24 protein-coding genes are annotated in these 25,886 nt (G+C 37.3%); 12 read left to right on the forward strand and 12 right to left on the reverse strand.

All coding sequences use genetic code 11. The features are described 5' to 3' along the window. Positions 1 to 74: 74 nt before the first annotated feature. From hypE to DY109_RS05675, 3 genes are read right to left on the reverse strand one after another with little or no spacing between them, the layout of a single operon-like run. Positions 75 to 1,088, reverse strand: coding sequence for a hydrogenase expression/formation protein HypE (gene hypE / locus DY109_RS05665; RefSeq protein ID WP_115737819.1), 1,014 nt, complete (start codon positions 1,086 to 1,088; stop codon positions 75 to 77). A 2-nt stretch (positions 1,089 to 1,090) separates the two neighbouring features. After that, positions 1,091 to 3,688, reverse strand: coding sequence for a carbamoyltransferase HypF (gene hypF / locus DY109_RS05670; protein WP_023945922.1), 2,598 nt, complete (start codon positions 3,686 to 3,688; stop codon positions 1,091 to 1,093). A 14-nt stretch (positions 3,689 to 3,702) separates the two neighbouring features. Beyond that, on the reverse strand, positions 3,703 to 4,830 hold the full coding sequence (locus tag DY109_RS05675) for an agmatine deiminase family protein (protein WP_034548933.1): 1,128 nt from the start codon (positions 4,828 to 4,830) through the stop codon (positions 3,703 to 3,705). A gap of 259 nt (positions 4,831 to 5,089) precedes the next feature. On the opposite strand from DY109_RS05675, the gene DY109_RS05680 reads away from it, so the two are divergent. Genes DY109_RS05680 through DY109_RS05695 form a run of 4 tightly spaced genes read left to right on the forward strand, consistent with a single transcriptional unit; the run spans position 5,090 to position 9,973 of the window. Beyond that, the gene (locus DY109_RS05680) at positions 5,090 to 6,661 is read left to right on the forward strand and encodes a TolC family protein (protein ID WP_023945925.1); all 1,572 of its coding nucleotides are present in this window, start codon (positions 5,090 to 5,092) and stop codon (positions 6,659 to 6,661) included. Then, positions 6,658 to 7,977, forward strand: a complete 1,320-nt coding sequence (locus DY109_RS05685) for an efflux RND transporter periplasmic adaptor subunit (RefSeq protein ID WP_023945926.1) — start codon at positions 6,658 to 6,660, stop codon at positions 7,975 to 7,977. The genes DY109_RS05680 and DY109_RS05685 overlap by 4 nt, the downstream gene beginning before the upstream one ends. Continuing rightward, the gene (locus DY109_RS05690; protein WP_023945927.1) at positions 7,977 to 8,768 is read left to right on the forward strand and encodes an ABC transporter ATP-binding protein; all 792 of its coding nucleotides are present in this window, start codon (positions 7,977 to 7,979) and stop codon (positions 8,766 to 8,768) included. The genes DY109_RS05685 and DY109_RS05690 overlap by 1 nt, the downstream gene beginning before the upstream one ends. After that, a complete protein-coding gene (locus DY109_RS05695) occupies positions 8,765 to 9,973 on the forward strand; it encodes an ABC transporter permease (protein ID WP_023945928.1) in 1,209 nt (402 codons plus the stop codon). Before DY109_RS05690 ends, DY109_RS05695 begins: the two co-directional genes overlap by 4 nt. A 471-nt stretch (positions 9,974 to 10,444) precedes the next feature. On the opposite strand, the gene DY109_RS05700 is transcribed toward DY109_RS05695, so the two are convergent. The 4 genes from DY109_RS05700 to DY109_RS05715 all read right to left on the reverse strand — a co-directional run bounded on the left by DY109_RS05700 (position 10,445) and on the right by DY109_RS05715 (position 13,730). Further along, entirely contained in the window at positions 10,445 to 11,155 is a 711-nt protein-coding gene (locus DY109_RS05700) for an HAD-IB family hydrolase (RefSeq protein ID WP_023945929.1), read from the reverse strand. Continuing rightward, positions 11,143 to 12,219, reverse strand: a complete 1,077-nt coding sequence (locus DY109_RS05705) for a pyridoxal phosphate-dependent aminotransferase (RefSeq protein ID WP_023945930.1) — start codon at positions 12,217 to 12,219, stop codon at positions 11,143 to 11,145. Before DY109_RS05705 ends, DY109_RS05700 begins: the two co-directional genes overlap by 13 nt. Beyond that, the gene (locus tag DY109_RS05710; protein ID WP_081714837.1) at positions 12,206 to 12,940 is read right to left on the reverse strand and encodes an ATP-grasp fold amidoligase family protein; all 735 of its coding nucleotides are present in this window, start codon (positions 12,938 to 12,940) and stop codon (positions 12,206 to 12,208) included. Before DY109_RS05710 ends, DY109_RS05705 begins: the two co-directional genes overlap by 14 nt. Before the next feature lie 364 nt (positions 12,941 to 13,304). Next, positions 13,305 to 13,730, reverse strand: coding sequence for a hypothetical protein (locus DY109_RS05715; protein WP_235148491.1), 426 nt, complete (start codon positions 13,728 to 13,730; stop codon positions 13,305 to 13,307). Positions 13,731 to 14,095: 365 nt separating this feature from the next. Here DY109_RS05715 and DY109_RS05720 point away from each other — a divergent pair, with 365 nt between their 5' ends. Both DY109_RS05720 and DY109_RS05725 read left to right on the forward strand, forming a co-directional pair. Then, positions 14,096 to 15,331 carry an ammonium transporter gene (locus tag DY109_RS05720; RefSeq protein WP_023945933.1) on the forward strand — a complete coding sequence of 412 codons (1,236 nt, stop codon included), beginning with the start codon at positions 14,096 to 14,098 and terminating at the stop codon, positions 15,329 to 15,331. 65 nt (positions 15,332 to 15,396) lie between these two features. Next, a complete protein-coding gene (locus DY109_RS05725) occupies positions 15,397 to 15,780 on the forward strand; it encodes a DUF1090 family protein (protein ID WP_023945934.1) in 384 nt (127 codons plus the stop codon). A gap of 153 nt (positions 15,781 to 15,933) precedes the next feature. Here DY109_RS05725 and DY109_RS05730 read toward each other — a convergent pair whose 3' ends face one another. The 4 genes from DY109_RS05730 to DY109_RS05740 form a co-directional block, all read right to left on the reverse strand. Continuing rightward, positions 15,934 to 16,875 (reverse strand): FkbM family methyltransferase, encoded by a 942-nt coding sequence (locus tag DY109_RS05730; protein ID WP_023945935.1) that lies wholly within the window; start codon positions 16,873 to 16,875, stop codon positions 15,934 to 15,936. 43 nt (positions 16,876 to 16,918) lie between these two features. Then, complete coding sequence (locus tag DY109_RS11470; RefSeq protein ID WP_181461807.1) at positions 16,919 to 17,074, reverse strand: hypothetical protein; 156 nt, start codon at positions 17,072 to 17,074, stop codon at positions 16,919 to 16,921. A 295-nt stretch (positions 17,075 to 17,369) separates the two neighbouring features. Beyond that, positions 17,370 to 18,461: a phospholipase A gene (locus DY109_RS05735; protein WP_244916658.1), complete on the reverse strand. Its 1,092-nt coding sequence runs from the start codon at positions 18,459 to 18,461 to the stop codon at positions 17,370 to 17,372. Positions 18,462 to 18,780: 319 nt separating this feature from the next. Then, positions 18,781 to 19,788, reverse strand: coding sequence for a hypothetical protein (locus DY109_RS05740; RefSeq protein WP_023945939.1), 1,008 nt, complete (start codon positions 19,786 to 19,788; stop codon positions 18,781 to 18,783). Between the two features lie 155 nt (positions 19,789 to 19,943). Here DY109_RS05740 and hemB point away from each other — a divergent pair, with 155 nt between their 5' ends. The 6 genes from hemB to DY109_RS05775 all read left to right on the forward strand — a co-directional run bounded on the left by hemB (position 19,944) and on the right by DY109_RS05775 (position 25,371). Next, on the forward strand, positions 19,944 to 20,912 hold the full coding sequence (gene hemB / locus DY109_RS05745; protein ID WP_023945940.1) for a porphobilinogen synthase: 969 nt from the start codon (positions 19,944 to 19,946) through the stop codon (positions 20,910 to 20,912). Next, positions 20,912 to 21,670: a pseudouridine synthase gene (locus DY109_RS05750; RefSeq protein WP_023945941.1), complete on the forward strand. Its 759-nt coding sequence runs from the start codon at positions 20,912 to 20,914 to the stop codon at positions 21,668 to 21,670. The genes hemB and DY109_RS05750 overlap by 1 nt, the downstream gene beginning before the upstream one ends. 1,221 nt (positions 21,671 to 22,891) lie before the next feature. Further along, positions 22,892 to 23,581 carry a DUF4145 domain-containing protein gene (locus DY109_RS05760; RefSeq protein ID WP_023945944.1) on the forward strand — a complete coding sequence of 230 codons (690 nt, stop codon included), beginning with the start codon at positions 22,892 to 22,894 and terminating at the stop codon, positions 23,579 to 23,581. 75 nt (positions 23,582 to 23,656) lie between these two features. Then, positions 23,657 to 24,715, forward strand: a complete 1,059-nt coding sequence (locus DY109_RS05765) for a hypothetical protein (RefSeq protein WP_023945945.1) — start codon at positions 23,657 to 23,659, stop codon at positions 24,713 to 24,715. Further along, complete coding sequence (locus DY109_RS05770; protein ID WP_023945946.1) at positions 24,702 to 25,010, forward strand: hypothetical protein; 309 nt, start codon at positions 24,702 to 24,704, stop codon at positions 25,008 to 25,010. The genes DY109_RS05765 and DY109_RS05770 overlap by 14 nt, the downstream gene beginning before the upstream one ends. A 4-nt stretch (positions 25,011 to 25,014) precedes the next feature. Beyond that, entirely contained in the window at positions 25,015 to 25,371 is a 357-nt protein-coding gene (locus tag DY109_RS05775) for a hypothetical protein (protein WP_034548940.1), read from the forward strand. Here DY109_RS05775 and DY109_RS05780 read toward each other — a convergent pair. Then, a complete protein-coding gene (locus DY109_RS05780) occupies positions 25,340 to 25,849 on the reverse strand; it encodes a hypothetical protein (protein ID WP_023945948.1) in 510 nt (169 codons plus the stop codon). The two genes, DY109_RS05775 and DY109_RS05780, sit on opposite strands and share 32 nt — an antisense overlap. Positions 25,850 to 25,886 lie beyond the last annotated feature (37 nt).

Raw genomic sequence — 25,886 nt, forward strand, 5'->3', positions numbered from 1 at the left:
GGCTTGGTTTTAGATTACGCTTAAAAATGACGAGGTGGATTAAAATAATGATAAAGGCTACTTTTAGATTCTGCTTAGCAGATTCTAGGTAGAATCTCGCCTTGTGGGTATTCCATAAATCTTTTGCCGCCCCATTGGGTTTGAAGCACGACACGCGCATTTGGTCGCACTTGCGTGCTATTTTTGATGACTCTGCCGATGATTGAAGCTTTTGCGCCAAGCGGGTGGGATTGTAGTAGGGCGCATATCTCTTTTGCGCTAGATTCTGGGGCTGCTATCACGCACACGCCTTCATTAGCGAGCATATACGCCTCAAGCCCCAAAATCTCGCACACACCCTGCACCTCGTTTTCTATCATTAATGCCTGCTCGTTGATTTCAATCATCTTGTCAGAATCTCGCGCCCATTCATTCAAAACAGCCGAAAGCCCTCCACGAGTAGCGTCTCTTAGAGCGTGAATGCAAAGCTGCTTTTTAAAAATTGGCTCAAGCATTGGGTAGAGTTGCGCGCAGTCGCTTTTGAGATCGCCCTCAATCCCGATTTCCTCTCGCGCCATAAATATCGTTGCGCCATGTGAGCCTATAGGCGCGGAGAGGATTATCACATCGCCATTTTGCAAATGTTTGGAGGAGATGTTGGAGAGTTGTATTTCACCTAGGGCTGTTGTGTTGATGAAAAGTTTATCGACTCCGCCTTTTTGGACGACTTTTGTATCAGCACTTAGGATTTGGATTGAAGTTTTTTGAAGTTCTGTGGCGATACTTTTGATGACTGCTTCAAGCTCACTTAGTGCCAATCCCTCCTCGATGATAAATCCAAAGCTCATAAATCTAGGCTTTGCGCCCATCATCGCTACATCATTGCTACTTCCGCAAACGCTAAGCTTTCCTGTATCTCCGCCTGCAAAAAATAATGGCGTAATCACAAAGCTATCTGTGCTTAAAGCCATATTGCCGCGCGCTTCAAACACGCCTGCATCTTCGCCTTTTGAGAGAAACGCAGAATCTAAATGTTTCAAAAATACCTCATTTATAAGTTTATTTGTCGCCTCTCCGCCACTTCCTTGCGCAAGTTGTATGGTTTGCATTCTTACTCCTTTTGTGAATGATACGCCCCAAAAGCCGCCTGCCCAAACGAGATTCCATTGTCGTTTGTCGGCACTTTTGCGTGAAAGATGTATTGTATATGATGTTGGTTAAACAGCAGAGCGATTTTTTCGCATAATGCTTTGTTTTGAAACACCCCGCCACTTAAGCCTATGAGTTTGAGATTTGGGGTTTGTCGCAAAAATCGCAGGCTAAAGCTAAGTGCGATATGTGCGAGTGTGTTGATAAATTTTGTGGCGATGATATACGGGGCTATGTGATTTTGAGAATCTAAAATGATTTGTGAGATAAAATCAAGCGTGATTATCTCTTGATGTTTATTTGGCTTTTTTGCGTTATGTGTATCGCGCGTGCTTGTGCTTACTTCTTTGGTTTCTTTTATGTAAAACTCATAATAATCATTGATGTGGCTATCATACATTGCTTCAAAAATCCCGCCAGATTCTCCCTCATAGCTTGAATGCTCTAGCACGCCAATAAGTGCTGCCACGCCATCAAAAAGCCTGCCAACTGATGAAGTGTAAATGGTAGAAGTGCAAATGTTGGAAGTGTGAGTAGCGGAAGTGCAAGTGGTATAAAGTGCTTTGTTTGCCATAGATGTTAGCGCGTGCGGAAGCAGGGCTTGATATTTTTGGATCATTTGTGTGTTTTGTGATTGAAGTGCGAGGGCATAGGCTATATATTGTATGTTTTTTATCGCCCTCTCTCCGCCCAAAAGCAAAAACTCCTCAAAATGCCCGACTCGCTCAAATCCACCAAATCCACCATACAAAAACTCTCCACCCCAAATGCTGTTTTTTTTGTATTGGCTTTCTTTTTGACTTTCTCCATATCCGCTTCCGTCCCAGATAATCCCTAGAATCTGCTCGTCTTTTGGCAAGTTAGATTCTGCCAAAATCGCACATAAATGCGCGTGGTGATGGTAGATTTGCAAATGCGTTGGGGCTTGTGAATGCGTATTTTGCGGATTTTTGGTGTTTTGTAGTGCTGTTGTTTTTGGATTTGAGTTATTGTGCTGATTACAAAGATATGTGGCGATACCTGTGGTTTGGTATTGTGGGTGCGCATCACTTATGATAAATGCAGGCGTAAATGAGTAGATTTTTTTAAAAAATGCAAGATTTTGAAAATATTTGTTTTGCGTCTCAAGACTTGCCATATCGCCTATGTATGGGGTGATAAGGAAGTGATGAGCAGAGCCAAAGCATAGATTTACTTTATCTTGTGCGCCAAGTGCGAGGATATTATGATTGGCTTTGAGCGCGGGTGTGGTGATTGTGTGCGGGGTCGCTCCTCTAGCAAGGCGAAATGGGCGCATTTGATTATCAATAAGGCGAAAAATCGAATCATCAATGCCATGATAAATCGCTCTTTTGAAATCCAAAAAATATGGTGTGATAGCCTTAAGCTTTGTTTTTGCGCTTTTTAGCGTTGTGATGATAGGTTCTGATTTGAGATTTGCGCTTGTGTAGATGATAGGAAAGTCAATAAATCCAAACAAAATATGCAAAAGCGGGGTATTAGCAAGTAAGATTCCGATTGTATTAAGATGTGGCGCAATACTTTCAAAATCCACATTCAAAGGGTTTTGTGGGTTTTGGGTGGCGATGATAATCGGGGCAATTTGAGATTTGAGGTATTCTTGCTCAAGAGGCGATAAATTAGCTATATCTAATGCCATTTGTATATCTTTTGCCATAATGGCTAATGGCTTTGCTTCGCGATTTTTGGCTTGCCTTAGAGCCATAATGCTTGAGCGTGATTGCGCGTTGCAAATAAGCACAAATCCGCCTAATCCTTTGAGGCAGATGATTTGATTATCTTTTAGTAAATCCGCACATACGCGTATTGCTTGGCTGTCTTTAGCAAGGATTGAGTTATTTTTATAAAGCATAATTGGCACAGCGCAGTTGTTGCATGAGATAGGCTGGGCGTGATAATAGCGACTCATTGGGTTTGTGTAGTCATCTTGGCAGTCTTTGCAGAGTGTAAAATGCTTCATCGCAGTGTTGTAGCGATCATAAGGCAAGGATTTGATAATGCTATATCTAGCTCCGCAATTCGTGCAGGAAGTGAGGTGGTAGCCAAAGTGGCGGTTTTTGGGGTTGGAGATTTCATCTTGGCAGTCTTTGCATGTTGCCAAATCTTTTGGTAATGCAGAATCTAGCGTGATGTGTTGTTTGTCTGGTTGTTTGATTGAGTGCAAAATTTCAAAATATTGGGGAATGCGGATTTTAGGATAGGTTGGCATAGAGGAGATAGTAAGTTCTGTGATTTTGGCTATTGGCGGAAGTGCTTTGGTGAAAGTGCCTAAAAAAAGATCAAAAAAGCTTTGAAGTTTTGTGTTTGGAAGCAAGATATTTGGCGATTTGATTTGGACTGGATAAAATACGCGTATGTGTGGCATTTGCGCTTGTCGTGGTGATGTGATAAGTGGTGCATACTGCATATCACAAACAATAATCGCATCAGCCCCGATATTAAAAATATAGCCTTTGATGTCAAGCTTTGTGCAGAGCTGATACATAAAAGGTCGGAATCCAACCCCTTGAACGATACCTTTGACTCTAAGCTCAAACATTACACTAAGCTATTTTAGTAAAGCTGCATTGTTACGCAATGCAAACTTCCATGCTGGCGGATAAGCACACTGCAATCAATGCCTATAACTTGATGATTTGGGCATGCTTTAGAGAGGATACTAAGGGCGAGTTTGTCGTTTTTGTCGTTATAAGTTGGCACAAGCAAGGCGTCATTGATAAATAAAAAATTTGCATAGCTTGCTGGAAGTCGCTTGTTTTGGTAGAAAATCGGGCTTGTAAATGGAAGCTTGATGAGATTATAGGGTTTGTTGTCGCTACTTTTGAGTGCTTGTAATTGCTCTTCCATTTTTTTGAGTGCTTCATAGTGCAGGTCGTTTTTGTCATCACAGCTGATATAGGCTATCGTATCTTCACTGATAAAGCGCGCCAATGTATCGATATGGCTATCTGTATCATCGCCTTCCAAAAACCCATAATCAAGCCATAGCACTTGTGATATGCCAAGATTTTGTATGAGAAATTCTTGAATTGTATCTTGTGTGAATTGCGGATTGCGATGTGGCTCAAGGAGGCATTGCGTATTTGTAAGAAGCACGCCTTTGCCGTTTGTATCGATACTTCCACCCTCTAGCACAAATGGCAGTGATATAAGCTTGCCTTTGAGGATATTAAGATTATGGAGTTTTTGTGTGATTTGGTTATCTTGTGTGCTATCAAATTTATTGCCCCAACCATTAAAGATAAAATCCAAAAGCACAATTTCGCTTGTTTTGCTGTTATTGCCATTATCGCTACCATGCGCATCTTCAAGGCTTATCGCTCCAAAATCACGCGCCCAAGTATCATTTGTCTCTATGCCTACAAGCAAGATTCTATCATTAAGCTGCAAACTCTCCATAGCCTGCAATCCCCGCAAAGAAATTTGCGAGAATCTAGAAAACCTCGCAAGTGAAGGTGGCGCATCACAAAATGCCTGCTCCAAAAGTGCGAGTCCTTGTTTATCATCAGGGTGCATACAAATGATGACATCTTGAAACTGCGTGATTGTTTTGATAATGTTGATGAAGCAAATCTGTGCTTCGATAAGATAATGATCCCAATCGCTGTGCTGATGTGGAAATGCGAGTAATATAGCCCTTTGCCGCTCCCATTCTGCTTTGAGTCGCATACAATCTCCCATAAAATTTGATAAAAAATTATTATATCGCTACTTTTTTAAGGAAGTTAAGTTGTTTGTGTGTTTTGCTCTAAATTTTAGATTCTGCTAAATCTATCACAATGAGATTTTTACGCGATTGGATTCTTGCGCGGCATAGATTCTGCGAGATTTAAGATTCTGCGATTAGATTCTGGTATTATTTTGCGTTGTTTCACGCTCAATTCACTTTTTGTTTTTATGATTGCGTGTTTATTTTAGATTATAGTTTTAAAGGATTTATTTGAAATGGCTTGCTAGTGGTGCGCTTCTTATAAGTGCTGTAAGTGTTTTTTTTGTCGGTTGCTCGACTAAATTACCAAGCAATCAAGAATTGCAAGTGAAAAACCACATTCCACAATCATTTAAAAATTCGCTTACAATCCAAAACACAAATCATCAAAACGCAACTACTCAAAATAAAATCGCTCCAAATAAAACCACTCAAAATGTGGCAGACAAAAGCGCAAAGCAAGCAACCAAAAAAGACAATACCCTAGAGCAATTTATGCAACTCATTAGCGATGAGAAATTATCTGCATTACTTCAAATCGCGCTAGAGCGCAATACAAATGTTTTGACAATGGTTTCGCGTATCAATCAAGCCAAAGCGCAAGCCAAAATCTCTACAGCAAATATGTTTCCAACGATAAATGCAGGACTCAATACAAACTACACTGACAGAAGGACACAAAGCCAAAGCCTTGCGGTGCGTCCTGGGACAAATTCTGTAAATGCGAGCTTGAGCGTGAGCTGGGAGTTAGATTTATTTGGTAAGCTTAATGCCTTGCGTCAATCAAGCAAAAAAGCCTATGCACAGGCGCAAGATAATCTTGCTTTTGCGCAAATCTCTTTGATCGCTGAAGTTGGCACACTTTATTTTACGCTTAGAAATAACGCCTTTAGCATCGCTCAAGCCAAAGAAATGCTTGCTAATCTTGAGGAGATAGATTCTATCAATGCGCAAAAATACAACGATGGCTTGATTGATATAAACACTTATAAAACTGCCAAAGCCAATCTCATCACTCAAAAAAACACCCTTGAAACCCTCTCTTATACATACGAGCAAAATAAAAACGCGCTTTTGGTTTTGCTTGATATAAATCATGATGACTTAGAAAAGCAGATTGATTTTTTGGATTCTGGGTTTGAGCTGCCTTTGGTGAATGCGTTTGATATAAATACATTGCCAAGTGAAGTGATACTCAATCGTCCAGATGTCCGCGCAAGTGTAAATGCCCTATATGCGCAACTTTATAAGATCACAAACGCCAAAGCAGCTCGCTTGCCAAGTATTTCTTTGAGTGGTTCTGTCGGGCAGTTGCTTTATAGCAATATGGGCGGAAATTCTTTGGTATTTCAGATTGCAAATGCGATCACGACACCATTACTCAATCGAACGACTCTCAAGCAAACCTACATTATCCAGCAAGAGCTAGGAAAAGAAGCATACTATACCCTCCAAAATACCATAAACACAGCTCTTAGCGAAATAGAAAATGCCCTTTTTAATATGGATTCTCAAAGGCGACAAGTCGCAAACAATAAAATCGCACTTGACATCGGGCAGAGCGCGTATCAAACAGATGAGGTGCGATCTCAAAATGGTATGCTTGAGTTAAGTGAGTTTTTGACAAATAAAAATTCTTATCTTACCTTGCAAACGCAGCTTTTTACCTCCAAAACAAATGAGCTGATTTCTGCTATAACTTTATTTAAGGCATTTGGCGGTGAGATGTATTTTTTTGATGATACACATTTGGAATCTAAAGAAGATGAGACAAAAAATCAAAACAATAAGGAAGCACAATGAATGTTTATGAAACTTTACATGCAAAATCAAACAAAAATTATATCAAATGGGTGATTATTGCCGTTGTTGTCGTGATTATTGCAGGCGTTGGGATTTATTTTTGGAAATTCCATAAGCCAAGCATTGATTATGAGACAATAACCCCAATCCGCAAAGATATACAATCAAGCATTTCGGCTTCAGGCTCGCTCTCGCCGACAAATGAAGTAGAAATCGGAAGTGTTATCTCTGGAATCGTGCTTGAAGTGCTTGCAGAAGAAAACGATCATGTTACAAAAGGGCAGATTCTCGCTCGCATAAATCCTGAAACAATCAACCAAACCCTAGCGCGCTACAAAGCCCAGCTAAACTCCGCTCAAGCGCAACTCAAAGCAAGCGAGCAGACATTGGTTGATAAAAAATGGAATTATGATAGATTGCTTGATTTGTATAAAAAAACAGATGGCAAAGCACCATCAATGCTTGAACTTCAAAATGCCAAAACAGCTTATACTTCGGCATTATCTGATGTGGATATTAAAAAGGCATCGATTATTGAGATTCAAACAAATATCAAAAGCTCAAGCATTGATCTTAAAAATTCTCAAATCGTATCGCCAATTGATGGTGTAGTCCTCACAAAAAGCGTAGAAGTCGGGCAGAGTGTGGCAGCAAGCTTTCAAGCACCTGTGCTTTTTAAAGTCGCTGAGAATCTAGAAGAAATGGTGCTTAAAATCAATATTTCTGAAGCTGATATTGGCAAAATCCAAGAAGGGCAGAGCGTGAAATTTAGCGTCGATGCGTATCCAGATAGGGAATTTAGCGCAAAAGTCAATAAAGTCAATTATGGTTCAGGCGATGGAAGCACTAGCTCCTCTAGCTCTTCAAGCTCCTCAAAAAGCTCAAGTAGCTCAAGCACTTCATCAGATATTATCACCTATATTGCGCGTGTTGAGGTGGATAACAAATCTTTGCTTTTGCGACCAGATATGAGCGCGACAGCAGACATCATCATCGCAAGTGCCAAAAACGCGCTTTTGCTTCCAAGCTCTGTGTTGTATTTTGATCTCAATAAAGCCTTACAAAAATCAAATCCTAAAGCAAAAAATAGCTCTATTGCTTCTGTATTTACTCCTCCTCGCCCGCCACGACAGCAAAGTGGTGGCAATAAAGAATCTCAAAAAATCTCCAAAACAGCGACTTTGTGGATTCTGCAAGATAATGAGCCAAAAGCTATCAATGTCGAAGTTGGCATATCAGATGGGCAATATACGCAGATTCTAAGTGGCATTGATAGCAATACACAAGTCATTAGCGCGATTAAAATGGGGCAATAATGAGCGATTTTATCGTGCTTCGTGATATTCACAAAATCTATGGCAAAGGCGAGGGCGCATTTGAAGCCCTTAAGGGTGTGAGTTTGAGGATTGATAAAGGTGAGTTTGTCGCACTTATGGGACCAAGTGGTTCGGGTAAATCCACACTTGCTAATATTTTGGGCACGCTTGATGTTGGCACAAGCGGTGAGTATTTGTTTTGCGGGGTAAATGTCTTTAAATTAACACAAAATCAGCGTGCGCTTTTGCGTAGAAATTATATAGGCTTTATTTTTCAAGGCTTTAATCTCCTTGCTCGCACGACAGCCTTAGAAAATGTAGAGCTTCCGCTTATCTATCGAGGAATGAAAAAAGAGCAACGACATCAAATCGCCCTTGAAGCACTCGATCGAGTGGGGCTAAAAAATTGGGCGAGCCACACAAGCTCAAAGCTAAGTGGCGGACAGCAGCAACGCGTAGCAATCGCTAGAGCGATCGCTTCAAAGCCGTTGTTTTTGCTTGCTGATGAGCCTACTGGGAATCTTGACACAAAGCGAAGTGTAGAGATTATGGAGATTTTAAAAGATCTTAATACGACTTTGGGGATTACGATTTTGATGGTTACGCATGAGCCAGATATGGCAATGTATGCAAGTAGGGAATTGCACTTTTTGGACGGCAAACTAAGAAGTGATAGTCTTGAGAGTGCAGCCAAACCCATAAATAATCCAAATAACACAAACCACGCAAATAGCACAAATGGTGCAAAAAATAACACAAATAATCCAAATAACACAAAGGGTGCGCAATGATTCTAAATGCTTTTTTGCTTGCTTTGCGACAGATTAAACGCAATTTTTTGCGCGCATTTTTGACGATGCTTGGTGTGATTATTGGCGTTGGTGCTGTGGTTGTGATGATAAGTCTAGGCAATGGCACAACAAAAGCCATAAGCGATAGAGTTTCTTCTCTTGGAAGTAATTTGTTATTAGTCTCTCCTGCGCGCTCGCCAAATAGCTACCTTAGGCGTAATTTTAGCTTGCAAGATGCCAAACAGATAAAAAACCTTATGCGCGAATATATCGTAGCTCTAGCTCCCATATCGCAATCCTCTGTGGTGCTACAATACAAAGCCCAAAATGTCAATACAACCGCACAGGGTGTAGATTCTGATTTTTTTGTCGTAACGCAATGGAATACAAGCGATGGCAGGATATTTGAAGATAACGAATACAAAGTCGGAAGCAATGTATGTGTAATCGGAGAATCTGTGCGTAAAAATTTATTTCTTGATGAGAATCCATTAGGCAAAAAAATCAGACTAAGCACGATTGTGTGCGAGTGTATCGGGGTTTTGGAGACAAAAGGGCAGGGCGGAATGGGAAATGATCAAGATGATGTGATTTTGCTACCGATGAAAGCATTTTCGCGCTCCATTTCGCGCACAAGCTCTTTGCAATCTATCAATCGCTTTATGATTCGCATTCAAGACAATGTAGATTCTGCCGAAGTTACGCAAGTTTTGACAAAAAATTTGCGTAAAATCAGAAATGTCAGAGAAAACGACAAGGATTCTTTTGATATTATGGATACAAAAGAAATCGCTCAAACGCTCACTGCAACTACAAAAATGCTAACTGCTTTGCTTGGGTTTATCGCGGGGGTGAGCTTGATTGTTGGTGGAATTGGGATTATGAATATCATGCTTGTTTCAGTGACGGAGCGTACGCGTGAAATCGGCACAAGAATGGCGATTGGCGCATTGCAAAGTGAGGTATTGCTTCAGTTTTTGATCGAGGCGGTTACATTAAGTTCGCTAGGTGGGATTACAGGCATTGTGTGGGCGTTTTTTGCGTCATGGTTTTTAAGTGATTTTATGAGTATTCCATTTATTTTTGATATACCCACAGCTATTATTGCGTTTTTGTTTTCGGCGTTTATAGGGGTGTTGTTTGGGTATTTGCCCGCCAAACGAGCCTCAAAGCTTAATCCAATCGATGCCTTGCGACATGAGTGATTGCGGTGGTTACAGAGATTCTAAGAATCCAAATTGCAGATTCTAGAATCTAATTTCCAGAGAATGTAAATCCTCTCTTTTTTGCTATGCAACTCTAGGGCTTTGCCCGAACGCTTTGCTTGAGAAGCCACATTTCAGGGAGTTTGAAATTTTTAGCCTGCGATGAACTCTATTGTTACATTTTTTGTGTTTTTGCTTGTCTAAAAATTTCTACACAACCCTGACTAAATCTGCCTAAAAATAGAGGATTTCTTTACACTCTTTTGTGTTTGCATAGAATCTAGATTCTAGAACTCATTTTATGGATTGCCACGCTCGTTTCACTCACTCGCAATGACAAACCCGCCCCCTCAATTACGAGCAAAATTTTCAAATTTTGCGTGGTAATCCACTTTTTGAGTTTTTAGATTCTAGAATCTAGATTCTAGACTGCTTTGGGCTTTATCTCTTGCAGGGATAAAATAATCTTTACTAAAGTATTTCAAACCCCAAAATATTTGCCCATTGCGTATCTTTACCGCATTCTATGACTATGCCATGACCAACAAAGCTTAATAATGGAATATCACTAGAACAATCGCTATATGCATAGCTTTTTTGCAAATCAAATTCTGATACATTAATGCATTCTATAAGCTTATAGAGCTTTCTATGCTCCATAGTGTGGATTCCATCGATATTTCCACTCAAATATCCATTACACTCCTCTAATGCAACCGCTACTACATGAGTGATACCAAAATGTTGCGCAAAAAGTTTGATATATATCTCAAACCCACCAGAGACGATGACAATAGTGTGTTTATTGCGTTGGTGATACTGCAATCGCTCAATGACTTTTGGATTTACTCGTGGCAAAAGCTCGTTTGTTACAAACTCTTTAGCAATGCATTGAGCATCACTAACAGATAAGCCTTTTAATACCTCATAGCGCACTTGCTGCTTGGGAGGGAGATGTATGAATTTGCGTAAAATATTTTTGGATTTATTTGATATTTTGGTATAGAGATTATGAAGTTTGTGGCGCGTTTTCTTTTGGGCTACAAGCTCTAAATATCTCGCAGCACTTTGAAAATCTACTAATGTCTCACAAAAATCAAATAAAGCGAGAATCTTTTTATTATTTAGATTCTGGTTTGTATTGTTTTGAGGGGTGTTTATGTGCTTGTTTATTTGTTGCATTGGTATTCCTTTAGTGTTTGTGCTACATAATCCATTTGCTCTCTTGTGCCTATGCTGATACGACAATGGTTTGGCAAAATGTGTGAATAGTCTCGAATGAAAATCTGCCTTAATTGCAGAAAATCAAGAATCTTATGAATATATGGGTATTTGACAAGCACAAAATTTGCTTGTGATGGATAGATCTTAAAATCACTAAGCAATCGCAAATTTTTAGTAAATTGCTCTCTTGCCAAAGTGACTTCATCGACATATTTTGTCATATAATCAATATCTTGAAGTGCTACGTGTGCGGCGATTTGAGAGAAATGAGTAATGCTTTTTGGGTTTTTGAGCTTATTGAGAGAATCTATATTTGTTTTTGAGCTAAGGCAATAGCCTATGCGAAATGAAGCCAAGCCAAATGCCTTTGAAAATGTGCGCGTAATGATAAGATTATGCGTATGTGGAAGGAGGGCTATCACACTTTGCTTGCAAAACTCATAATACGCCTCATCAATGACAAATAATATATGCTTGTGTTTGGTGATTATATGTGTAAGCGCATTTATATCATGTAGCGTGCCTGTGGGGTTATTTGGATTGCAGAGATATACGATTTTGGGCTTATTGATACAAAGAAAAGAATCTAGGGCATCAAAATCAAGCATATAGTCATCTTGTGTTTGAAAGAAAAGTGTCTTAAGCCCTATACCCTCTGCTCTTGCCCTGAAATTATCATAAGTAGGCGCGATAATACATATCGTATCTTGTGGCATAGCAAATACTTGCAAGATAAATTCATGCGCGCAATCAGAGCTTGCAAATACTTCTATGCATTCTTGAGGAAGTTGAGTATAAAGGCTGATTTGCTCTAAAAGCTCTGTATTGTGCGTGTTTGGATACCAATGGAGGTTGCTTTCTGTGAGGGCATTTTGCAATGCGGCAAAAACTTTTGGTGAAGGGGGAATGGTTGATTCATTCCAATCAAGTTTTAAAACTTGATTAAGGTTTTTCATATTCCATATACTATGCGGAATGGGTCTGTAAGGTTTGAGTGCTGTGATATATTTATTTGGAGTCATTTTTACTCTCCGCATAGCAAGATGAAAAATAGATATATTTCCATAGATTTCCAAGATGTGTATCCCATTCATTTGGCACAACTTTTTCAGTTCCCCCACCATGAGTAAAGGTTAGCTCTCCGACCATAATGCACTCATTAGCATTGTAGAGATCAACTCTCACATATCCAAATGGTTGCGCTAAGATAGAGGCTATGTTTTGGAGCATAGAGAGATTTTTGGGTTTTGTGGGTATGTCATTTTTGGCATTGTCATACACAAAGCCAAATGGGGCAAGATTCCAATTACTATCTAAAATAATGCGTTTGTAGTTTGTAAATCTATCTGTGGTGAGCTGGATATAGCTTTCTTGAGAGGATTTGAAGATGTGAAATTTATATGTAGCTGGATCGCGTCCATTATCACTTATCATCTCCTCCACAAATACTCTAGGCTCTATATTATCATAATGCCACTCTCTAGTCTTTGTATAATAATTTGTATTTAAATGTTTTCTTAATTTATCCATAGATTCTTGAAATACTTTTTTATTATTTAAAAACTCATCTTTATCTTGCACTAAGACTACTCCTCCACAATCATGATTTGTTTTTAAAACAAAGCTTTGTGGAAGATGTGTAAAATCAATCTCTTCTACATTCTTATAGATTCCATAAATCTTTGGCAAAAACTCACAAGTATTTGTCTCAAAGAGTTTGTCTTGTATATCATCAATAGGCATAAAGAGTAAAGAAAGAGTTGCAGAATCTATGGAATGCAAATTAATAGAATCTAAGGAATTAGAATCTGAAAGATTTGAAACAGAATCTAAATTTTTAGAATCTAAATGATTAGAATAAGAAACAGAATCAAGAGATTGAGAATGCTTAGAATCTAAACTAACAGAATCCAACTTGTGAGTAGCAGAATCTAAACTAAAATCTAAATTTTTAGATTTTAAATGATTAGAAAGATTTGAATAATTTGAATTTAAAGAATCTAAGGAATTAGAATTAAAAGTTGCAGAATCTACTTTATGTAAAGATTCTAAATGATTTGAATAAGAAACAGAATCTGAAAGATTTGAATGCTTAGAATCTAAAGCATTACTTTTGCTCTGCCCCCCCCCCCATAGTATTAATAGATATAGTAGTATTAGACATAGTAGCAGATATGTTTGATGTATGAGATATATTTGCAGTATTTTGAAGCTCTTGCAAACAAGTAGCAATATAGATTCTAGCTTTGAGTTTATCAGCTAATGCACTATATATTGGATTTCTATCATAAAGCATTCTATGCACTATTTTTTCATTAAATGTTTGTGGATTCTTAAAATTAGGAATATAACCAAATATATGCTTATGTCTCATTGTTAAAAATGTTTCATCATCAAGTTTTGCAACTTTTTTTTGTTGATAATTTAAACGCCATGGCAAAATATACTCTGTATAGAATCTATTATGTCGCACTATATTCTTTAATGTATTTGGAATACATCGCTTTATACATTGTTGTAAGTAAAATAGCATAAATGCTCCTTTTAGAATAGAATTAAAGCTCTCAAACTTTAAACTTAAACTTAGACTTTAAACTTAAACTTAAATCTAAACTCAAGATTTTTAAACTTAAAATTTGAGATTCTGGATATAGGTGGGTATTGTAGCGTAAATGTGGTTAAAATATTTGGTGTTTTGGTTATTTCGTGGTTGTGATTTAGATTCTGCTTTGTTGTGTTTTTAGTAGGATTTTATTGTGGTAAGCTTTTAAAAATTCAAATAAAATTTATATTTTCATCAAAAAGTCAATAATTATTCAAGATTTAAAGATATTCTTAATATTTTTACCATAGAATCTCAGCATTATTTTTGCATTTGTTGCATAAAAAGGAGAAAAAATGAATGCTGTAAATACATCTTTTGTGATGTTGTGTGCGTTGCTTGTGTTGCTTATGACGCCTGCATTGGGAATGTTTTATTCAGGAATGGTGAGGACCAAAAATAGTCTCAATACCATTATGAATTGTTTTATCGTGTTTGGCGTGATTACGCTTCAGTGGGTTATTATAGGATTTTCACTTGCATTTGGGCAGGATTCTGGCTATGGCATTGTTGGGAATTTTTCAAATTTCGTCCTTGAGGGCATAAGTGGCTACAACGACGCTGGCGTGCCAAATATTTTGTTTGTAACTTTTCAGATGATGTTTGCGCTTATCGCTTCGGCTATTATCACTGGCTCTTTGGTAGGGCGGGTGAAGCTTGGGGTTTTGGTGATTTTTTTGATTGTGTGGAGCACGTTTGTGTATGATGTTTTGGCACATATGATTTGGAGTAGCGATGGGTTTTTACTTAATCGAGGAGGTTTGGATTTTGCTGGTGGCGGGGTCGTGCATATCAGCTCTGGGGTCGCTGGGCTTGTGGGAGCACTGCTTGTTGGCGCGAGAAAAGATAATCCCAAAAACGCTCAAGCGCACTCGATTCCGTATTCATTTTTGGGCGCGATTTTGCTTTTTATCGGCTGGCTTGGGTTTAACGCAGGAAGTGCGGGCGAGGTGAATGATATTGCCGTCAATGCTTTTGTTGTAACTATTTTGTCGGCAGCAAGTGGGTTTTTGGTTTGGGTGTTGGCAGAATGGGCTATCCATAAGCGACCAACGGTGTTAGGTAGCTTGTGTGGATTGGTCGCTGGGCTTGTGGCGATCACGCCTGCTTGTGGATATGTCGGAATCTGGCAAAGTATTGTAATCGGCGGATTTGGCGCGATGTTATGCTATATGGGATTAAGCTATATCAAATATAAACTCAAGTGGGACGATTCGCTTGATGCGTTTAGTTTGCATGGCATTGGAGGCGTTTGGGGAGGAATCGCCACAGGATTGTTTGCAGATTCTAGGATTAATCCACTCATCAAAGGCGAAAACTCTGCTGGCGATGGGCTGTTTGTGAGCGGATCGTTTCATTTGCTTCTTGAGCAATGCTTGGGAATTGTGATTTGTATCGGACTTTCGGCAGTTGTGAGCTTTGTGATTTTTAAAATTATTTCGTTATTTACAACTTTGCGAGTAGAAGATAGTGCAGAGGAAATGGGGCTTGATGTGGCTTTGCATGGTGAGGAGGCGTATAATCTCAACTAGATTTTGATGTTTTGGTTTGTTTTTTTGCGTTTGCTACGATTAGATTTTGTCTTAAGGAGGAATGATTGACAAAGTTTTTGATCATGGCGTGTAGCGCGTATATGTGCTACGCTGGGGCGATTTGTGATTTCAAAATCAAAAGCGCACAAGAAGGCTTGGAGGCGTTTCAAGCCTCACCCAAAAAAGATATCCAAAAAATCCAAAAAGCCAAAGAAGAGCTTGAATCTTTGCGTAAAAATTGCAAAGATGGGGAGATTTTGCAAGAAGTCGAAGAAAACATCAAAGCTACAAAAGCTCGGCTTGATCTAGCAAATCACAAACTCAAAGAAGCCTATCAAAGCCAAGATAATCATCAGATTTTTCAAGCTAAACTTCAGTATAAAATTGCTGAGAGTGAGTATATATCTGCCAAGCAAGAGCAGTTGCGATTTAGGGATTTGCTTAAGTAGTTTAAGTAATGGTAGCGCGAAATGCTCTGTTTGGATTCTAGAATCTAAAATAGATTCCAATTATATATTGTTTTATAGACAATATATAATGACGAGTTAGAGATAGAATCTAAATAAACTTAGATTCTGCTTCCAACTTCAATCATCATCTCACTATCTCACTTCACAATAAAGTGCCGTTTCTGCGATGATTGAATGATCGATTGGCTTGTGGATTTTGAATTTATATCCTAGATTCCAAGATTCTATAAGTGGTTTGATGTCAAAAAAATCACTTCCTTGATGATAGATACTAATAAGCATAGCGGGCTTGTCTCTTGCGATCGTCTCTTTTGCGCCTTTGAGGAATTCCATCTCAAAGCCCTCTATATCGACTTTTATAAAGCCTACTTCGATGTTGTTCTCTTTTGTGTAGCTATCAAGTGTGATGATGTGGGTTTGCTCAATGATGGCTAAATTTTGTGCTTGAGGTGTGGAAGTAATCACACTTGAGCAACCGCCATCTACGGCTATTTGAAGCATTTCATCTTTTGAGCCTAAGCCTTTATTGACAGGGATTATTTTTGTAGCATTGTTGAGTTGTAGTGTTTGGAGCAAAAGTTTATAGTTTGTTTGCGTGGCTTCAAAGGTATGGACGCTTTTATCGGTAAAATCCTGCAAAACAATCGCGCTATCACCTATATATCCGCCTACATCGATGATGTCTTTTTGGCGGAGTTTATCGAGGTTTTCGATGAGATGCATATCGTGCTTGTTGAGTAGGACATGCTCACTAATGTGATTGGTCGGAAAAAAGTATCCATTATAGCTATATATGTTTGGAAGAGGATTGATGACATTTGGGTAAAACTCTGTGTGGAGCTTTGCTAGCCCTTGTAACTCTTCTTGGGTTAAATTCATACAAAAATTGTCATTATCGTTTTTTGCTTGCAGAAGTCTTCCGCATATCCGATAAACGCACTGCTTGCTTGCATTATCAAGCCCGCGACAAAGTGATTCTAGTTTTTCTTTGGCATTGTTTCTCTGAAGTATATCAACGACAGAATCTCGCATCATATCATCGACATAGAGTGTCGCTAGTGAGATTGTCTCCATTCTGCTTGATATTTTGAGTCCGCATATTTTGATGACGACTGCACTAACAATGGTTAGTTCTTGCCCCCCCCCCCATAGAGCCTCTTTTATAGCGAATCCTTTGAATGATTGGTAAAGAAAAAAATCGCAATGTCATTTGACCCATAATTGTAGAATGAATGCCAAAGTTATTCAGCCGCTCGATTCCAAAAATTTTCATTTTTACTCCTTATTTGAGATGTGTAAGGGGGTATTATAGCTAAAATTTTGAGAATTGAGATTTTGCGCAGATAAGATTTGGATTCTAGAATCTAGATTCTGTGAAAACAAAAAGAGCGTGTAAAAAATTCTCTATTTTAAGATGAGTTTGCAAGGGCTTGCAAGGGCTTGATAGATTGTGAAATTTTGAGAAAGGAGATAAGGCTAGTCGCCTATCGACGAAACGAAAAACAAACTCGCAGCTCAAATCGCTTAAAAGCTAGAATTTAGAATCTATGGAAATTGGAATCCAGAATCTAAAATCCAGTAACGCGCACACCAAGCCCAATTCTATTAGACATCATATTGTATTCATACAAGCTATCGCCATAGCCATAGAAATATTGCGCATATAAAGAGATAAATTTCGTCATCGCAAAAGCATAGCCTAGTCGCACTGATGCATGGTATCGAGTATAATCAGAAATCAAAGGCGCAAAATGCACTTCAACAAGATTGCGCTTGTGGCGATAATATAATTTTACATTTGCGTATCCTAGGTATTGATCTAAATCAGGATTATCTCTTCGATCGCTTAGATAAGGCCACGCACTCAAATGCGCGCCAAACCCTTTGACTTCAAAAATAGCCTCAAACATAATGCGATTTGTCCCGCTTCGAGATCGGCAATTTGGTGAGCTATTGTTATTTGCGTCTCTTACGCACTCATCGCCCCCGATTCCATTGCTATAATGTAAAAATCCTATGCGCAATTCTTTGATTCCAAATCTCCCCTCAAACGGATACGAATAAAACACGCTTGGCTTATAATCTGTATCTCGAATAGGGCTAGAATAGCGAAAATTAAATTGCTGAAACCACATTGTTTGCGTATATCCAAAAAATATCGATCCTTTTGTCCAAAGTGCGTTTGTCCAAACCGGAATCTTTGCGCTGACTTGAAATTTTAACTCTGTATTCATATTGTTGCCATAAATATAATACGGACCTAAGCTTTGCCATAGGATCATATATGTGCCTTCATGCTCCAAAAGCTTCATAAGATTATCATAGGATTTGTCTTTTTGTTTGTGTTGTTTGGGTGGGGCTTCTTTAATGCTTTGTGTAGAATCTTGCTCTGCTAGTGTTGGCTGCAAATGAGTCATATTAATTTGTGATGTGTTTGTTTGCGTGTCAATAGCATTTGTGGTAGCATTCGTGGTAGTGGGCATATTTGATGTGGTGGCATGAGATTTTGTGCTAGGTTTTGTGTCAGATTCTACACTAGAATCTATGCTAGAGTCTTTAGATTCTGTGCTAGATTCTGAAGTTGAAGGTGTGGCAGATGATTGCGCTATTTGTGGTAGCAATGCAATAGCACAGACCAAAGCTCGTATATAATGCAGCATAAATTCCCTTTGATTGTCTGATTCTTTTGTGATTGTCTTTAATCTTTGTCAATATTCTTTGATTTTTTTATTTAATCTCTCAAAGTTTTTTATTTTTGTTTTTTATTATTTTTTTGCTTAAATTTTCTTGCTTGGTTTGCCTTAGAGCTTACTTCTGATAATAAGCTGATAACAAGCCGATAATAAGTATGGTTGAATTGTCTTTAGATACTGCTTTATCGCTTGAATAAATCTTGCAATTCTCCCAAAGAATCTTTAACTTTTGATTAATAATGTAGGCAAAATAAGACAAAGTTGCCTTAAAAAAAGATAAAAATATTTATAAAATAATTTGCAATTCCGGGATATTTTTGTATTCTTTAGCGACTTCGTGGAATCTATGCAGAAAAAATTTATTTCGATCTGCTAAATCCTTGACAATATCTTGAAGCATATAGCGAGGAAGTTCATTTGCAGCATTCAGGCAAGCCACAGCAAAAACCTGTTCATCGGGGTTTGTGAGAGAATCTTTGAGGGCTTTCATGTGATATGTGTAGAGTTGCTTTTGTTCTTTTTCTTTGTTTTGCTCTGTCTGAAGGAGCATAAGAAGCTCTTTGAGATCAGCGATAGTAGATGAGTTGAGATAGTGCATACCAAAGCCATGTGAAAGCTCTAAAATCTCTTGAATGAGGTTTGTTTTTTCTTCGCTTTTGTTGTAGAAGCTTTTATAATTTGCCTCAAGCTCGCTTGGTAGATGCTCTTTGATGATCTCAAGCTTTGTATCTGCAATGTCTTGAAGCTGTTGAATGTATTGTTTGTCTTTAGATTTTAGGTAGGTTTCTTTGAGGAGTTTGAGATTGGATTTTTGGCTTTGATAATAATCCATCAACTCATCTCTTTCTTCGATAGGCAAAGCATTGAGATTATTTTCTATTTGCTCAAGCCAAAACTCTTGCAATTCATAGACTTTGATTCTCACCATTTTTTCAAGCTGAGTCATTTTGATATTTTGCATACCCACATAGAGCAATTCAATGAGTTCATTTGGAGCATAAATATCCATAAAATCATCAAGTAATTCATAAAGTTTGATATGGTGCTGATTGATTATGCTAATGATTTGTGGTGTCAGCTCTTTTGGGGTTGTGTGTATGGAAATGCCTGATGGCTCATGACTGGATTCAAATGCTTGGAAGGATTGCTTGTAGTTATTTAGAAAAGTTGTGGCTTTTTGCTGATAGGCATTACTAATTTCTTCATCATTCATTTTTTCGATTTGCGCTTCAGTGAAGCCATTGTTTTTGAGATACGCGCTCATAAGTTGCGTATCATAATACTGCATTTTCATATTTGCTTTGTCCTTATATCCATTTTGTTTGTTTCTTTTGGGTTTAGTTAGGTTTTGGATTCTATCATTTTAGGTTTAAAGTAACTTTATATAACAACATGCTATATTTACGGGCTAGATTTTATATTTACTTAAAGGCTTGTGAAAGGTTTGTGATGTTTAGACGTATGCGTAGATTGCGGTTTAATGCGGGTATTCGTGATTTGGTTAGAGAGACAAGATTGGATATTTCAGATTTTATTTTTCCTCTTTTTGTAATCGAAGGCGAGGGGATAAAAAACGAAATCACCTCAATGCCGGGCATTTATCAAATGAGTATTGATGAGATTCTCAAAGAATGCGAGGAGTTAGAGAGATTGGGAATGACTCATATTTTGCTTTTTGGGATTCCATCACATAAAGATGCGAGCGGAAGAGAGGCGTTAAATCAAAACAATATCGTGTGTCAATGCATTAGAGCTATCAAAAATGCTTATCCAAAGTTTGTCATCACAGCGGATTTATGCTTTTGTGAATACACAGATCACGGGCATTGCGGGATACTTGATATGGGATTAAAATCTGTTGATAATGACAAGACATTGCAGATTCTAGCGCAGCAGGCTGTCGTGCTAGCTCGTGCTGGGGCTGATATTATCGCACCTAGCGCATCTATGGACGGCATGGTGCTTCATATCAGAAATGGACTTGATACGCATAATTTTACGCATATTCCGATTATGAGCTATTCGACAAAGTTTGCAAGCGCGTATTATGGACCATTTCGAGATGTGGCAAATTCTGCTCCAAGTTTTGGCGATAGAAAAAGCTATCAGCAAGACATCGCCAATCGCAGAGAAGCCATACTAGAATCTAAAATAGATGAACAAGAGGGCGCAGACATTATTATGGTAAAGCCCGCACTTGCTTTTTTGGATATCATACGAGATATTAGGGAGCAGAGCTTGCTTCCATTGGCTGCGTATAATGTCAGCGGAGAATACGCCATGCTTAAAGCCGCTCAAAAATCTGGTGTGATTGATTATGAGCGCGTGCTTTTGGAGACTTTGGTAGGATTTAAGAGAGCAGGGGCTGACATCATCATCTCATATCACGCCAAAGAAATAGCAAAGATACTTTCATAATGCGTCTTAATGTATATATATCTCATCATTCTGCGTATTCTAGACGTGAAGCAGATGAGCTCATCAAGCAAGGACGCGTCAATATCGAGAGACAAAAAGCAAATCTAGGCGATAGTATTGATGAGGGGCAGAGGGTTTTTATTGATGGTAAGCCACTTGCAAAGGCTAAAGAAGAGCAATACACAGCGATTGTGTACCATAAGCCAAAAGGTGAGCTTGTAAGCAAAAAAGACGATCGGGGTCGCAGGGTTATTTATCAGAGTTTGGGTAAAAAATACAACGGATTTGTGCCTGTTGGGAGGCTTGATTTTGCAAGTGAGGGGTTGCTTATTTTGAGTGATTCAAAAAAGGTCGTTCATGCGCTTATGCATAGTGATTTGGAGCGAGAGTATATCATCAAAATCGACACATTCATCACGCAAGAAATGATAGAATCTATGCAGCAGGGGCTAAGCCTTAAAGATACCAAAAATGGCGCACATAAATTAAGCAAAATCACAACAATGACTATCGCGCCTTTTGTGCGATATGAGATTTTGAAAAACACCCCTCATCATTCTCGACTCAAAGTAACGCTCACAGAAGGGCAGAATCGTGAGCTAAGAAGGTTTTTTGGACATTTTAAGGCAAATGTCTTGGATCTAAGGCGCGTGCGATATGGGTGGATTCATCTTAATCATTTGCCTGTGGGTAAAGTGCGGTTTTTGCAGAGAGATGAGTATAAGCAGTTGCGTGTATTTTTAGATTCTAGAATCTAATTTCCATGAGATATAAATCCTAGCTTTTAAGTGATTTGAGCTACGAGATTTGTTTTTCGCTTCGTCAATGAACCATGAGTTTTATTTCTTTGAAGTTCTATTTTCTCGCTCTCAAACTTCACAATCTATCAAACTCTTGCAAACTCATCTTAAAATCTAGAATTTTTTTATACGCTTTTGTGTTTGCATAGAATCTAAAATCAAAAAGTGGATTGCCACGCAAAATTTGAAAATTTTGCTCGCAATTGAGGGGGTAGGCTTGTCATTGCGAGCAAGGTTTATCCTTGCGTGGCAATCCAGAGAATCTAGAATCTAAAATATCTCGTCATTTTGAATTAGCAAAATAAAATCCTGCAAGATAAAATCCTGTGGGTTATTTGTATTTCAAAGAAGATTTTGCAAGGGCTATTTTTGCACTACATAATCACGCAATACTTTCAAACAAACGCGTATGGATTTTCTGTTTTTGGAAGAGAATGGCAAAAATTTGCCAAGTATCCAGAGCTGTCCAAAAATAAATGCTTTTATTGTGGGATTTAGTTGGTGTGAGCCCAAAAAAAGCTTATCGCGCGAATCTTTGATAGGGTAAAATCTATCAAAATTCTTAAGTTTATAGATTTTATTTAGCACACTCCAAATGCTTTGATCATGCCTGTTTTCAATGAAGGTTTTATCGTTTGGAATCGAGGAAGGGATTCTGATAAAATCATCAAATAATCCTATTTATAGTGTTTTATAAGACTTTAATTGTAAGAAGTTCCCTTAAAAGTTCCCAAATGACAAAAGTTTTAATTCAGCAAGATAAAAGCTTAAAATTACATTAAATATATAATTTAAGATAAAATCTAAAATTAGATTTTATCTTAAAAATCCTAATCGGTCAAGTAATTTTGCGTAAAGTCAAAATTACCAACATATTTTGTGTGGCAGATACCACACAAATAAATATTGCTTTGATAAATGCCTCGCATTTCTAAAAGCAGAGGAAAAACTCCAAAATAAAAAGTTATTAGGGTAAAGCAGGGTGATTATCAATACCAAATTCTTTTTTGGTGTTTTATTACCATTTTTAGAAAAGCGAAGCTTTTATCAAAATGCCATAATCAAGCCCTATTCTCATCACGCACTTAACTAAAATTTGTTACAATGCTTTACACATATAAAAACAAAGGGGAACTATGACAGTATCCACGACATTTTTTGGCACAATAATCTTTAATTATGAATAACAAATTTGTTCCCCCAAGCTTTTATCAAAAAGCTTTTACTTGTCCATATTGTAAAGTATTAGCTCAAATAGAATGGCAAGCCTTATATGATGGAAATGCTTATAAATTAGGCTATTCTATCCATATTGCGATATGCCAAGTATGCAAGAATTATAGTCTTTGGCAAAGATGTGGATTCTCGCAAAATGGTAAGCCACAATTAGTAGAGGAAATGCTCTATCCCAAATCATCTGCCATTCCTCCAGCAGAGGATATGCCTGAATCCATTAAGGCAATCTATCAGGAAGCCTCTAATGTCTTAGGGGATTCTCCTAGAGCAGCTTGTGCTTTGTTGCGTCTAGCTTTGCAGGAGCTAATGGTGTATTTAAGGGATAATTTTGCAGAATACAAAAGTCTTAAGGGTAAAAATATTAATGAGGATATTAAAGAACTTGTCAAATTGGGACTTTCTCCAAAGGTGCAAAAAGCCTTAGATATTGTGCGTATCGCAGGAAATAATGCGGTGCATTCTACAAAAGAGCTAGATATAAATGATAATCCACGCATTGCCTATAAACTCTTTGAAATGTTGAATTTTATTGTGCAGGAGATGATAACGCGTCCTAAGGAAATTGATAACCTTTTTGAGGATAATATACCAGAGGGTGCAAAAGAAGCAATTGAGAAAAGAGATAAAAAGTAGATGTAAATCTTAAGCCTTTTTTTAACCTCAATTATTTTTCAATTATTTTCTTTGAGTGTATGCTATAATAATTTTATGAAAAAAGTTTATAATTCAAAAAAATATTGTTATTATTGTAATAAAATAAGAGCGAAATATCAGGAAAAAAGACAACGAAAAAGAACAAATAGGGTTCGGAGCAACAATAAACAGGACAATTCATTTGGTTATAAGTCATTAGAGCTTAACCAAAAAGATATACATAAAATTATAAAAGATACAATAGCTCTTTCAAAGAATCCTAAAGGCTTTAAAATTAGCTTTAGAAAATTAAAAAGGTTTGATTTGGGTTTATGCTTGCTTTTTACAAGTTTATTAGAGTATTTCAGTGAAAGCAAGGATATTTCATTCAGATTTAGAGAAGATTTAATGCCTAAAGACAAAAACATAAAAAATATGTTTATCCAAACAGGAATCTTTCAAATTTTATGCAATAAGCCTACCCAAAATCAAGCAGGAAAATTGTGTATCTTAAAAATTTCCCTTGATAACCAAAAAAAATTAAAGCAGGCACTTCTAAGAATCTCTAAAGAGATAGTTCATTTTTCTCTTAATCAAATTAGAGCTGATAATAAAAAAGCAAGAGATTATTTAATGAAAATATTTTTAGAGCTTATGGTTAATATACAACAACACGCTGACACTAATAAAACAATATATCTAGCTGGCGAGGTTCAGCGAGAAGTGATAAAGTTTGCCCTTTTAGATAAGGGAATAGGTTTTGCTGCTGCTATCAAAAAGCGAAGTAGTGTGAAAGATTCTATTAAAGACAGCTTTGATGAAGGAGCTATTCGGAAAAATTATGTAAAGATTATATTTGAATCTAATAATGAAAGGCACAGAAACTATGATGGAGAAAATATTAAAAGAGGTAATGGAACAAAAAGACTAGAAGAGAGCATAAAAAAATGTAAAGGAGCAAAAATGCAAATCGTATCTAAGAAAGACTTTTATGAATTAAATTTTAACAAAGATGAGTTAAAATACTGCTCCAATAGTGATAGGATTAAGGAACATAAAGCAATCGGTACTTTGATAAGCTTTGAATTACCAATAAGAGAGTTTTTGAAAGGATTTCAAGATGATAACATTTAATTTTAACGAATACACTTCAACGCCTTATGCTAGAAATGCAGAGCACGATGAGGAGAGAAATGGTGAGGATTTTGAAAAAAAATATCTCTCTCAATGGATTAAAGATAAACAAGAGACTTTAATCAAGGTTGATAATCTTGAATTGCCATTTTCTGATTCCTTTGTGGATGCAAGTTTTTGCAAATTAATACGACAAGATAGAGAATCATTTGACAAATACATTAAAATAGACGATAAAACAGAAGACGAAAAAGATTTGCTTACTACTATTAAAGAAGTTTTAGCTAGAGATTAAGGCTATGGATTTTATAGTAAATTTAGGTTTTACTCTTGGTGGAGTTATTGACGGTTGGCTAATTACTCATTGTTATTATAGAAGAGTTCAAAAAGAAAATCATAAACAAAAAATTATAGATAAGTTAGAAAGCTTAAATAAAGACATAATGTTTGCATATAAAGAAAAAAATTCAAGCAAGAGAAAAGATAAACTTCAAACCATTGCTTATATAAGCATTCAAAACCAAAGAATCTTGTTTAAGAGTGCAGTAATTAGTGATTTGCAAGATATTCTTTTTAAAAATTTAAACAATGAAGAACAGACAATAGTTGAAATGACACAGGTATTCAAAAAACATTTTGTTGGATATTTTGATTAAAAGTTTCTAATGCCCATATTTTTGCCCACAGCTTGTATCTTTCTTTTGCGATTAGATTAATAGCGTCAAGGATTTCTTTATCTAGAGTGCTGGTTTCTTTGAATACCTCTTTTAGATTCTGATTGTTTTCCTCAATCTCCTCTTGTAACGCTACATAGGCATTAATCGTATCTTTATTGACATCTTTGCCTGATAAAGCTTGTCTGTATGAACTCATTAAGGCGTATTCTTCCTCTTTCTTGTTGGTTTTATTAAAGAATATTTCATCTATTAATGCCAACAGCAAAGGCATTTTTACCTTGTTTGGCTGGATTTCTCCTTGTTTATTTCTTATATCACATATGCTAGCTATTTCCTCTCTCAATGTATCTTCTCTATTTATTTTGAGTATATCAAGTCCAGCTCTGTGATTATAAAGATTTTCAAGCTTTGATAGAAGCTCTTTTGCCTCCTGCTTTTGTGCTTGTGTTAAATTCATCTTAATTCTCCTTGATTGTGGTTTTTCCTTATCAAAT

Origin of the sequence: Helicobacter fennelliae, assembly GCF_900451005.1 — a bacterium.
Classification (GTDB): domain Bacteria; phylum Campylobacterota; class Campylobacteria; order Campylobacterales; family Helicobacteraceae; genus Helicobacter_B; species Helicobacter_B fennelliae.

Excerpts from the sequence above, each read along its gene's own strand:
- hypE (WP_115737819.1), bottom strand. The coding sequence starts at position 1,088 with ATGCAAACCATACAACTTGCGCAAGGAAGTGGCGGAGAGGCGACAAAT.
- hypF (WP_023945922.1), bottom strand. The coding sequence starts at position 3,688 with ATGTTTGAGCTTAGAGTCAAAGGTATCGTTCAAGGGGTTGGATTCCGA.
- DY109_RS05675 (WP_034548933.1), bottom strand. The coding sequence starts at position 4,830 with ATGGGAGATTGTATGCGACTCAAAGCAGAATGGGAGCGGCAAAGGGCT.
- DY109_RS05685 (WP_023945926.1), top strand. The coding sequence starts at position 6,658 with ATGAATGTTTATGAAACTTTACATGCAAAATCAAACAAAAATTATATC.
- DY109_RS05690 (WP_023945927.1), top strand. The coding sequence starts at position 7,977 with ATGAGCGATTTTATCGTGCTTCGTGATATTCACAAAATCTATGGCAAA.
- DY109_RS05695 (WP_023945928.1), top strand. The coding sequence starts at position 8,765 with ATGATTCTAAATGCTTTTTTGCTTGCTTTGCGACAGATTAAACGCAAT.
- DY109_RS05700 (WP_023945929.1), bottom strand. The coding sequence starts at position 11,155 with ATGCAACAAATAAACAAGCACATAAACACCCCTCAAAACAATACAAAC.
- DY109_RS05705 (WP_023945930.1), bottom strand. The coding sequence starts at position 12,219 with ATGACTCCAAATAAATATATCACAGCACTCAAACCTTACAGACCCATT.
- DY109_RS05710 (WP_081714837.1), bottom strand. The coding sequence starts at position 12,940 with ATGCCTATTGATGATATACAAGACAAACTCTTTGAGACAAATACTTGT.
- DY109_RS05715 (WP_235148491.1), bottom strand. The coding sequence starts at position 13,730 with ATGCTATTTTACTTACAACAATGTATAAAGCGATGTATTCCAAATACA.
- DY109_RS05720 (WP_023945933.1), top strand. The coding sequence starts at position 14,096 with ATGAATGCTGTAAATACATCTTTTGTGATGTTGTGTGCGTTGCTTGTG.
- DY109_RS05730 (WP_023945935.1), bottom strand. The coding sequence starts at position 16,875 with ATGGAGACAATCTCACTAGCGACACTCTATGTCGATGATATGATGCGA.
- DY109_RS11470 (WP_181461807.1), bottom strand. The coding sequence starts at position 17,074 with ATGAAAATTTTTGGAATCGAGCGGCTGAATAACTTTGGCATTCATTCT.
- DY109_RS05735 (WP_244916658.1), bottom strand. The coding sequence starts at position 18,461 with ATGCTGCATTATATACGAGCTTTGGTCTGTGCTATTGCATTGCTACCA.
- DY109_RS05740 (WP_023945939.1), bottom strand. The coding sequence starts at position 19,788 with ATGAAAATGCAGTATTATGATACGCAACTTATGAGCGCGTATCTCAAA.
- hemB (WP_023945940.1), top strand. The coding sequence starts at position 19,944 with ATGTTTAGACGTATGCGTAGATTGCGGTTTAATGCGGGTATTCGTGAT.
- DY109_RS05750 (WP_023945941.1), top strand. The coding sequence starts at position 20,912 with ATGCGTCTTAATGTATATATATCTCATCATTCTGCGTATTCTAGACGT.
- DY109_RS05760 (WP_023945944.1), top strand. The coding sequence starts at position 22,892 with ATGAATAACAAATTTGTTCCCCCAAGCTTTTATCAAAAAGCTTTTACT.
- DY109_RS05765 (WP_023945945.1), top strand. The coding sequence starts at position 23,657 with ATGAAAAAAGTTTATAATTCAAAAAAATATTGTTATTATTGTAATAAA.
- DY109_RS05770 (WP_023945946.1), top strand. The coding sequence starts at position 24,702 with ATGATAACATTTAATTTTAACGAATACACTTCAACGCCTTATGCTAGA.
- DY109_RS05775 (WP_034548940.1), top strand. The coding sequence starts at position 25,015 with ATGGATTTTATAGTAAATTTAGGTTTTACTCTTGGTGGAGTTATTGAC.
- DY109_RS05780 (WP_023945948.1), bottom strand. The coding sequence starts at position 25,849 with ATGAATTTAACACAAGCACAAAAGCAGGAGGCAAAAGAGCTTCTATCA.